9 protein-coding genes and 3 tRNA genes are annotated in these 10,005 nt (G+C 43.4%); all 12 read left to right on the forward strand.

What is annotated here, in order from left to right:
- Positions 1–183: 183 nt before the first annotated feature.
- Positions 184–570, forward strand: coding sequence for a hypothetical protein (locus tag IH982_03600; GenBank protein MCH7828914.1), 387 nt, complete (start codon positions 184–186; stop codon positions 568–570).
- Position 571: 1 nt separating this feature from the next.
- Positions 572–642: transfer RNA gene (locus IH982_03605), tRNA-Gly, on the forward strand.
- A 16-nt stretch (positions 643–658) separates the two neighbouring features.
- A tRNA-Thr gene (locus tag IH982_03610) sits at positions 659–733 on the forward strand.
- Positions 685–1,836: a peptide chain release factor 2 gene (gene prfB, locus IH982_03615; protein MCH7828915.1), complete on the forward strand. Its 1,152-nt coding sequence runs from the start codon at positions 685–687 to the stop codon at positions 1,834–1,836. Before IH982_03610 ends, prfB begins: the two co-directional genes overlap by 49 nt.
- On the forward strand, positions 1,836–2,516 hold the full coding sequence (ftsE, locus tag IH982_03620; protein MCH7828916.1) for a cell division ATP-binding protein FtsE: 681 nt from the start codon (positions 1,836–1,838) through the stop codon (positions 2,514–2,516). Before prfB ends, ftsE begins: the two co-directional genes overlap by 1 nt.
- Positions 2,517–2,577: 61 nt before the next feature.
- Positions 2,578–3,486, forward strand: coding sequence for an ABC transporter permease (locus IH982_03625; protein MCH7828917.1), 909 nt, complete (start codon positions 2,578–2,580; stop codon positions 3,484–3,486).
- Between the two features lie 36 nt (positions 3,487–3,522).
- Positions 3,523–3,593, forward strand: a tRNA-Gln gene (locus IH982_03630).
- 120 nt (positions 3,594–3,713) lie between these two features.
- Positions 3,714–3,977, forward strand: a complete 264-nt coding sequence (locus IH982_03635) for a GIY-YIG nuclease family protein (protein MCH7828918.1) — start codon at positions 3,714–3,716, stop codon at positions 3,975–3,977.
- 96 nt (positions 3,978–4,073) lie between these two features.
- On the forward strand, positions 4,074–5,678 hold the full coding sequence (locus IH982_03640) for a multicopper oxidase family protein (GenBank protein ID MCH7828919.1): 1,605 nt from the start codon (positions 4,074–4,076) through the stop codon (positions 5,676–5,678).
- 334 nt (positions 5,679–6,012) lie between these two features.
- Entirely contained in the window at positions 6,013–6,996 is a 984-nt protein-coding gene (obgE, locus tag IH982_03645; protein MCH7828920.1) for a GTPase ObgE, read from the forward strand.
- A 602-nt stretch (positions 6,997–7,598) separates the two neighbouring features.
- Positions 7,599–7,844, forward strand: coding sequence for a MerR family transcriptional regulator (locus tag IH982_03650; GenBank protein ID MCH7828921.1), 246 nt, complete (start codon positions 7,599–7,601; stop codon positions 7,842–7,844).
- Positions 7,831–10,005, forward strand: a 2,175-nt coding sequence (locus tag IH982_03655; protein MCH7828922.1) for a hypothetical protein, incomplete at its 3' end; no start/stop codon positions are given. The genes IH982_03650 and IH982_03655, both read left to right, overlap by 14 nt.

Below are 10,005 nucleotides of genomic sequence, written 5' to 3' on the forward strand. Positions count from 1 at the left end.
GCTTGCGAAATCGCGAGCCGAGGGCATTTCTTTTACAGATTGAAAAGAGAGGGATTTTGAGCTAGAATAGGAGATACCCAAAAGGCAAGAGAAGGGACAGGATTAAGCTCCCGGCAATGAAGACCACAAACACGGTCCAGATGATGCGAATGCGTTTCTTTGGGCTCATAGGATGATTGTTTCATGGTAGCAAAACTTTCCAGATTCCGCAAAAAGCGGGAGAGCTCTACTACAAAGAAAGTGTTTGGATGGTCTTTTCTTGTCTTGATTGGTTTGTTGGGTCTGTTTCTCATTTTCTACAACCTGCGCTTGTATCAAAAGAGGGCTGAGCTTCAAGAAACGGCAAGAGAATTTCAGCTGGAGATAGTAGAGTTGAGCCAGCAGGAACAGCAGCTGCAGCACCAATTGGAGGTGTCGGCTACCACAGAATACCAAGAAAGGGTGCTCAGAGAACAGGGATTGTATCAAAAGCCTGGTGAAGAAATGGTAACCGTGTTGCCCCTTAAGGAACCAGAAACAAAGCAAGAGGAAACAAGGGTGTGGTGGGATCCGTGGGCCTGGTTTAAGTAATGCGGGATTCGTATAGTGGCAGTATGTAACCTTCCCAAGGTTGTGGCGCCGGTTCGATTCCGGTATCCCGCTCAGAAAATGAAATCATGCCGGAGTAACTCAGTGGCAGAGTAGCTGTTTCGTAAACAGCAAGTCGCGAGTTCGAATCTCGCCTCCGGCTCCACATGGAAGACATTAAAGCGAAAATCCAAGAGTTACAGGAACGCCTCCAGACGCTGGAGGACTGTCTTTGACTTTGGAGAAAAAGAACAAAGGGCAAGAGAGATAGAGAAACTGTTGGAGGATCCTTTGGTGTGGGAGAATCAAGACCGAGGAGCATCTCTTTTAAAAGAGACAGCAGAACTGAAAAAAGAGCTTGCTCTACTGGCAGATTTAAAAAAGGGGATTTCTGACACAAAAGAACTGGGAGAACTACTGAAGGAAGGCGAAACCAAGGAATTAGAACAACAAGTAGCTTTCCTAGAAGATTCTCTCCAAGCAGCAGAGCTCCAGGTGTTTCTTTCAGGGAAATACGATAAGGGAAACGCCATTTTGACCATTACTGCTGGAGCTGGAGGTCAGGATGCCCAGGACTGGGCATCCATGCTGCACAGAATGTACCTTAGGTACACAGACAAGAAAGGGTGGAAAGTAAAGGAAATATCCCACTCTTTTGGGGAAGCTGGAGCTGAAGGCAGGATTGGCACCAAGCAGGTGACCTTTGAAGTACAGGGTCTTAACGCGTATGGACTCTTTTACAGAGAAGCCGGGGTGCATCGCTTAGTACGCATTTCTCCCTTTTCTGCAAAGAAGCTGCGCCATACTTCCTTTGTTTCCCTTGAGGTATTGCCGGTCTTGAACCTTGCAGAGAAAAAGGATATTGTTATTTCCCCAGATGATATTAAAGTTGATACATTTAGGGCTTCGGGGCCAGGGGGGCAGTACGTGAATAAAAGGGAGACTGCAATTCGCATCACCCATGTTCCTACTGGCATGGTAGTGACCTCGCAAGCCCAACGCTCCTTGCAGCGAAACAAAGACAAAGCCCTGGAAATGTTGGCTGCAAAGCTGTATGACAGAAAGAAGGAGGAAGAAAAAAAAGAAATAGCTTTGCTTAAGGGAGAAAAGAAAGCGATTGAATGGGGAAGCCAAGTCAGGTCATATGTTCTTCAACCGTACCAATTGGTGAAGGATCACCGCACCCAAACTGAAACCAAAAACGTGCAAGCAGTGTTAGATGGAGATCTTGATGTATTCATTGAAAGCGAAGTGAAAGTTGTATCATAATGATAAAGTTTGAAAAGGTTAGCAAAATCTATCCCCCAAACAGCGTAGCTGTAAAAGACATTTCCTTTGGAATCAAAGATGGGGAGTTTGTGTCTTTGGTGGGCAAGTCTGGAGCAGGCAAGAGCACCTTGTTGGAGCTTTTTTTGAGAGAAGAGTTTCCTTCAGAAGGCAGGGTGTTGTTTCAAGGAGATGACGTGCATCAGATCAAAGACTCCTTGCTCCCTGAGTTTCGGCGAAAAGTTGGGGCCGTGTTCCAGGACTACAAGCTTTTGCAAAACAAAACCGCGTATGAGAATGTTGCCTATATCATGGAGGTTATGGGAGCCAGAGAAGAGGATATTGTGCGGGATGTTTCTGAGGTGCTGGAGATTGTGGGCTTGATTGACCGGGCCCATCACTACCCAGCCCAGCTTTCTGGCGGGGAGAAGCAGAGGGTAGCCATAGCACGGGCCTTGATTCATCGGCCGGATGTTATTATTGCAGACGAGCCAACCGGGAATCTGGATCCCTACCATACAAGAGACATCATTGGTCTTTTGGTAAAGATTAATGAATTGGGCACTACCATTATATTAGCAACGCACAACAGAGAAGTGATTAACCGCCTCGGGAAAAGAGTTATTACGTTAGACGAGGGAAGGCTTCTTCGCGATGAAGAACGAGGCATGTTTATGATTTAGTGCCTAAACGAGATTTAGGAGCTCCTAAATCTCGTTTAGGCACTATTCCATCAAATACATTATGATGATTGCTTTTAAAAGAGTACTGAGGTCTGGCTGGGAAAAGTTTTCAAGAGACAAGAGTTCTTCTGGTGCGGCCTTGTTTGTTATGGTTATTGTTATGTCTGTGGCGACCATGCTCTTTTTTCTCCAAGGTATGGCTTCTTTCATGATAGCTGGCTTGGAGGAAAGCGTGGACATTAGCACGTATTTAAAAAACACTGCAACACAAGAAGAAGTGTCTCAACTCAAAGAAGAACTTGAATCTATGCCCGAAGTAAAGGAGGTGAAGTATGTTTCAAAAGAACAGGCGCTTAAGAGTTTTGTTGAAATACACAAGCAAGACGAGGTTATCTTGGAGTCCCTAGAGATTGTGGGGCAGAATCCCTTGCTGGCTTCCTTGAACATTAAGGCATTTTCGGTTAGCCAGTATCCTGCCATTTCAGAGTTTTTGCAAAACACGCCGCTTGCTTTTATTATCAGTGATGTTGACTATTTTGACCGCGCTCCTGTTATTGATAGGCTTTCTACCTTAACCGCGGGCATTCAGACCGCCGTGTTCTTGGTTACCTTGTTTGCGGGCTTTGTTGCGGTGCTCGTTGCCTTTAATACCATACGTCTTACCATTTACAGCTCCAGGGATGAAATTGAGATTATGCGTTTGGTTGGGGCTTCTAACTGGTTTATCCGCGGCCCCTTTATTATTCAGGGAATAATTGTGGGGGTTTTGGCAACCCTTATTACTACCTTATTGTTCTTTCCTTTAACCTTGTTTGTGGGAATAAAGCTTCAAACATTTGCTCCCGGTTTTGACCTCTTTTCTTACTTTGCAGACAACCTTTTTCTCATTCTGCTTTTACAGCTTGTAGCGGGGATTGGGCTTGGGGTCGTTTCAAGCTTGATTGCCATTAGAAAGTACCTGAAGGTCTAGATTTTTCAAGGAAAATACGATATACTATCCCCGTATTGCGGGTTCGTCTAACGGTAGGACCGCGCCCTCTGGAGGCGTGTATCCTGGTTCGAATCCAGGACCCGCAGCCCTTCGTCGCTTCCGCTCTCATCGAGCCTGAGGCTCTCAGAGCCGAATGGCCTCAGGGTCTTCGACCGCTTCTCAATAAAAGCGACGAAGGCACTGAGCTCAACAGAGCGAAGTGATACATCATGAAATTCTACGTCTATATCGTTGAGTGCGCAGATCAGTCATTGTATGTTGGATGTACGAACGATTTAGAAAGAAGAATAAAACAACATAACGAATCAAAATGGGGAGCCCACTATACGAAATTAAGAAGGCCAATTGAGTTAAAGCACTCCGAAACGTTTGCCAATCTGAAAGACGCCAGAAAGCGCGAGCGGGAAATTAAAGGATGGCGACGAGAAAAGAAATTAACTCTTATCAAGCCCGTCACTCCGAAGCTTTAGTGAAGAATAGAGTATATTGAGAATTTCTTAATAACGTTCCAAAATTCCAACAGATAATTTTGGGGAGGTATCTGGAACGGTAAGATATGTAATATTATGGTAAACATACGTATATTTAAAAAAAGAAAAATAAAATTTGCAATATTAGGTATTGTAGTATTTTTTATTGGGTTTGCTATTTTTCACGAGTTTGCAAATCAAAGTGAAAAATATCCCACTTCAATATTAGGCTTAGAGGTTGCAAAAGCATCAGAAATTATCGAGTTGAAGAATGGAGACACACTTACTTTATCAATTGATATAATTCAAAAAGAAATTGGTGGGCAAACAATTAGAATGTTTGGGTACAACGGTCAAATTCCAGGGCCTCTTTTGAAAATTGAACAAAATTCAATAATTTTAGTAAATGTATTGAATAATTTAGATGTTGAGACAACAGTTCACTGGCATGGATTAAGACTGGATAATAAATTTGATGGAGTTCCAGGTATAACAATGGAAGCACTAAAGCCAGGGGAAAGCTTTCAATATGAATTACGATTTAATGACGAAGGAGTTTACTGGTATCACCCACATGTTCGTGAAGATTATCAACAAGAATTAGGATTATATGGAAATATGTTGGTATCTCCCACAGAAGACGATTATTACAATAATGCAAACAAGGAAATTCCAATTATTTTAGATGATATTTTAATTGAAGACGATGGAATGTTTCCATCTTTTAAAGATTATGCTAATCATGCGTTGAATGGAAGATTTGGAAACATTATGTTAATTAATGGGGACGACAATTATAATTTGGAAGTAACTACAGGAGAAGTTGTAAGGTTTTACATTACAAATGTTGCAAGTACCAGAGTGTTTAATTTTTCAATCCCAAACACGAGAATTAAATTAATTGGTTCAGATATCGGTTCTTATGAAAAAGAGGAATTTGTAGATTCAGTTATTATTTCTTCTGCAGAAAGATATACAATTGAAGTACTATTTGATAAAGCGGGAGAGTATGAATTTAAAAGCATAACTCCTGAAAATGAATATACCCTCGGAAAAATTAAAGTATCTGGAGAACCCGTAACTTTGGAAGATGATTTTAGTGGAGACTTTTATTCATTAAGAGAAAATAAATATGTAACAGAAGATATCAATAATTTCAGACAATATTTTGATAAAGAAGTTGACGTAAATATTAAACTTTCATTTGAAGTAGATTCTTTTTTTGCGTCTTTGTTCACTAAAGGAGATTCAGATAGCACTGATAATGACTGGGATAAAGTTGAAGTTGGAGGTTCTGATAGGATTAACTGGGAAGATTCTGAACCTAGATTCAATAAAGATACTAAAACTGATACGATAAAATGGTTATTAAAAGATACATCTACAGGTAAGAAAAATACTGATATTGATTTAAATTTTCAAGTTGGAGATAAAGTAAAAATTAGAATTTTTAATGATTCAAGCATATCAGACCCATCACAGCACCCAATTCACTTTCATGGTCAACGGTTTTTAGTGCTTAATAAAAATGGTGTTGAATCAAAAAATTTAGTTTGGAAAGATACCGTATTGGTTCCCATTGGTTCATATGTTGATATTCTATTAGACATATCAAATCCTGGAGAATGGATGGCACACTGTCACATTGCAGAACATTTAACGTCGGGAATGATGATGTTTTTTAAAGTAACTGAGAATTAACTTTAATATTCTCTTCTGAAGGGGAGCAAAAAGCAAATTATCAGACAACTAATTGTAGTAATTTCTGCGATTGCTCCATGGTTAATTGAGGATAGGGGATTAACTTTCCCCAATCTGCAGTTCTAAAATCATCCACAATTCCCAGCATACTAATACAAGAAGCCAATGGTTCTTTAGTCTAGCTAAGGAATCCTTAGCTAGACTAAGGAGATATGAGGAGACAAAACTTAACGGGGTTAAGTTATTCACAACTTAGTCGAACTAAGTTTCAAAGAATCGCCAAGGTGGTGGTTTTTTAATTGCCCAAAGTACACCGACAAGGTAAGGTATGTTTATGGCATTTATTGATGAGATAAGAATTCAAGTAAAAGCAGGTGATGGGGGAGATGGAGTTGTACGCTGGTCTCACACAAAGGAAAAAGATCTTGGGGGTCCTTCTGGTGGAGATGGGGGCCGAGGGGGAAATGTATATGCAAAAGCTTTGCGAGATGTTCATTTGCTTTCCCGTTATAGAAGTAAAAAGGAACTTAAAGCTGAAGATGGTAAAGATGGACAAGCAAAGAATCTCTTTGGAGCCAATGGAGAAGATCTTGACCTTTTTTTGCCTGTGGGTTCTATCATTACCAATATAGAAACGAGTGAAAAGTTTAGCTTAAACAAAGAAGGGGAGCGAATACTTCTGCTTTCTGGAGGATTTGGCGGCAGAGGGAATAGATCATTTAAAAGTTCAAGAAACCAATCGCCAGACAAGACTACTCCTGGAAAACCAGGGCAAACAGCGACCTTGTATATTGAAGTTGAACTCATAGCCCATGTTGGCCTTGTAGGTCTGCCCAATGCAGGGAAAACAAGTCTTTTAAATAAACTTACCTCAGCCCATGGAAAGATTGGAGATTATCCTTTCACAACGCTTGAGCCGAACCTAGGAGAAATGTATGGATATATCATTGCTGATATTCCAGGTCTTATAGAGGGTGCTGCGAAAGGAAAAGGATTGGGCCATAAATTCCTGCGCCACATTAAAAGAACAAAAATACTTGTTCATGTAATCTCCTTGGAAAATACCAATGTACTTGAGGCTTATCAAATAGTACGAAAAGAAATTGAGCAATATGATCCTTTGCTGCTTGAAAAAAAAGAGATTATTCTTTTAACGAAAACAGATCTTAAAGATGATAGTGAAGTTAAAGAAGCTAAAAAAACACTTCAGAAGATTGCAAAAACTATTTACGCTGTATCTTTATATGACGATGAAGATATAAAGCTTCTTGAAAAACTCCTTTTAGAGGCGTTAGACGGCGGACGTCTAACAAAATAGACCCGACCGAGAGGGGTTGGGTTTAATAGTAGTTTTCATAATGATGATGTACGCTGCCTTACGAGTAAGGAATAAAAAACGGGGCGAAAATTACAAAAAATAGTTTCCTGCACACATGCTCAAACGAGATTTAAGCACACCGAATATCTCCTAAACGAGATTTAGGAGATATGCGCTCTAGGCGGTAGGGGAGCTATGAGCAGAGCGATAAGGGGAAAATACAGGAAGGGTTCAGGCATCACAGAAACGGTCTCCAGCCGTTTTTTTCTTTGGAAAAAGAGATTTTTCCTCCCCTTATCCACGAGTTTTCCACAGGGATATTGACAGGTATTTTGGTATACTGGTATACTTAGTGTTAGAGAGCAGCTCTTTTTTGCGCAAATCTCTTTCCCATTTGTGGAACAATTTCTCTCTTTGCCCTTTAGAGAGAAAACAATGAGAGAGATAAGGTTGGGGGACGTTGAATTTGGATAACGTCCCTCAATCACCCATGTATTTTTGAAGTATAGACTCGAGTCTATTGCGCAATAAATAGACCGGAGTCTGGACTCCAGAAAGATTGCAAGTTTAGAGTCCAGCAATGTAAAAGGGCATATTCTTGTGTGTACAAGAAGACGCCTTTTTTGTTTCATCATATGTCCAAAGAACGATATTACCTCAACGAAATCTTAAAAAGGGTTGACCGGAACAAGACCACGCTCATTCGCTGGGAGGCTGTTGGTTTAATTCCCAAGGCAAAGCGGGATTCCCGTGGTTGGCGTTACTATACCGAAAAAGAAGTTTTGGCAGTCGTCAAATTGATTAAGGATACCGAATATTTCCGTACCATGGCGAATGAAAAAGTATAAGTTTCAAAAAAGAGTTTTCGTAGTAGCCATTACATTGCTGAGTTTTTTCATTGCAGTAGATACCGCAAGCGGAGTAGCGGGCGTACCAAATATTCTCAATCACCAAGGAAGACTCTTGGATTCAAGCGGGAATTTGCTTGGCGGAGACGGGACGAACTTTTGTTTGCGTTTTTCTATATATGAGGATGCGACGGTAGGCGTGCCCGATACAAAACTCTGGCCTTCTGGTGTGCCATCCACCATGACCGTCAACGTGAAGGACGGAGTGTTTAACGTGGGCATTGGGGATACCGCTGCCGGAGGCGATACCCTTGACTTCAACTTTCAGGACAACGATGAGGTATATCTTAATGTTGAAGTCGCAAATTCGTCTGGCGGCTCTTGCGCCGGAGTAAGCTCTTTTGAGACACTTGACCCCAGGCAGCGTATTGTCGCTGCGGGCTACGCGATTAATGCAAGTACCGTTGGGGGCTTTACCCCTTCTCAGTCAGCGACAGGCAACCAGATTCCCGTCTTGTCGTCTGGCGACCTGACATTGGCAGGCGGCATTACGTTTTCCACTTTCACGAACGCAAACGGCATACTCTATACCAATGGTTCCGGTGTTCTGGCCCAGACGCCAACCGGCGGGGCAGGAGCACTCTGTCTTGTTTCGACCAACGGGGGAACACCAGCTTTCGGCTCGTGTTCTGGTTCAGCTTCTACTGTTTGGTCTGCTCTGACGGATCCTAGCACTAACCTCACCCTGTCCATGGCAGAGAACACAACCACCTTTGACTGGAACACTGCAGCGACAGCCGCTGCTTTTGACGGCCTCACCTTAGCTTTGATCAATGATGCAGGAACAGATTCCAATACTCAAAGAATCTTGGTGGTGCGTAATGTAGACGACGCAGGCTCCACCGGAACCACCGAAGCCCTTCTCCTTATTGACAATGCTGATGTTAACGAAGCAGTAGCAAGCGGCCTCATTATAACGGCTGCCACGGGAGGTGGCATAACTACAGCTCTTGACGTCTCTGATGCGGATATCACCACAGCCCTTTCTTTGGGGGGCAATGCCATTGCTGGAACCAACTTCTCTGTTACGGGAGCTGGAGTAGTCACCGCAGCTGGGGTTTCTTCCTCTGGCACCATCACCTTTTCAGACCTTACGGCCTCACGCCTGGTTGCCACGGACGGCTCTTCCAACCTTGCCACCACCATTTCTTCTGCCAACCTTGCCGCTTCTGTTACAGGCACGACAGGAACAGGTAACTTGGTGTTTGCAACCTCGCCCACCCTAACAACCCCGGTCCTAGGCGTAGCCACAGGTACTTCTCTTGCAACCTCAGCCCAGAACATCTTTACCGCAACCTCGGGCACCGAGCCGGTTATCTTCCGTTCTGCCACGGCAGCGGATGACGATTTGAAGCTCTTGCCTTTCGCAGGGGGAGCGGGAAGATTCGCAGGAATTATCACCACGGCCGATATCACCTCGGCCGACAAGACGTGGACCTTCAGAGATGTTTCGGGAACGGTCATCCTTTCAGGAGACAGCTTTACGGGAGATGTAACAGCCACCCTTGATACCGATGGCTCTACCGCCCTTACCATTGCCGACTCAGTTACCGTTACCTCCTGGGCTTTGGGCTCTTCAACCGCAACAACCCCTTCTGCCGATGACGATGATACTTCCTTGGCCACCACAGCCTATGTCCAGATAGAGATCAATGCCTTGGGCGGAACAGGCCTTACCTGTTCGTCCGGCTCCTGTAATGTTGATCTGGGAACAGACATTGTATCCTCAGAGATTGCCGATGACACGATAGATTTTGTGGACATCAAGCAGGACAACACATTGGCTGGCGACCCCGCGCTCTTGGTGGACGAGTGTTTCTTCGTAGCGACCACCGGAGGAGGCGGGTTTATTTGTGAAGGATTAGCCGCAAACACGAATGAGCAGTTGTACATTTTCCCCGATGTTGATGGCGCAGACACCACCTTCAGGATTGTTGTGGACGCCACCGAGGTCACCGACATAGAGGGTACCGGTCTTTCTATCTCTACAGGAACTCTTAATTTCTCTGCCTCTGGCATAGCCGGCCATGATATATTCACAGACTTTGTTTCCGGCGAGCATTTCCTTCAATCAGGCATTACAACTGTTGGCACCGTTACT

The sequence above is a fragment of the Patescibacteria group bacterium genome (assembly GCA_022563395.1).
GTDB lineage: Bacteria > Patescibacteriota > Minisyncoccia > Minisyncoccales > UBA10102 > 01-FULL-49-22b.

Bases quoted from the DNA above. Each gene is read 5' to 3' on its own strand.
- IH982_03600 (MCH7828914.1), top strand. From the start codon at position 184: ATGGTAGCAAAACTTTCCAGATTCCGCAAAAAGCGGGAGAGCTCTACT.
- ftsE (MCH7828916.1), top strand. From the start codon at position 1,836: ATGATAAAGTTTGAAAAGGTTAGCAAAATCTATCCCCCAAACAGCGTA.
- IH982_03625 (MCH7828917.1), top strand. From the start codon at position 2,578: ATGATGATTGCTTTTAAAAGAGTACTGAGGTCTGGCTGGGAAAAGTTT.
- IH982_03640 (MCH7828919.1), top strand. From the start codon at position 4,074: ATGGTAAACATACGTATATTTAAAAAAAGAAAAATAAAATTTGCAATA.
- obgE (MCH7828920.1), top strand. From the start codon at position 6,013: ATGGCATTTATTGATGAGATAAGAATTCAAGTAAAAGCAGGTGATGGG.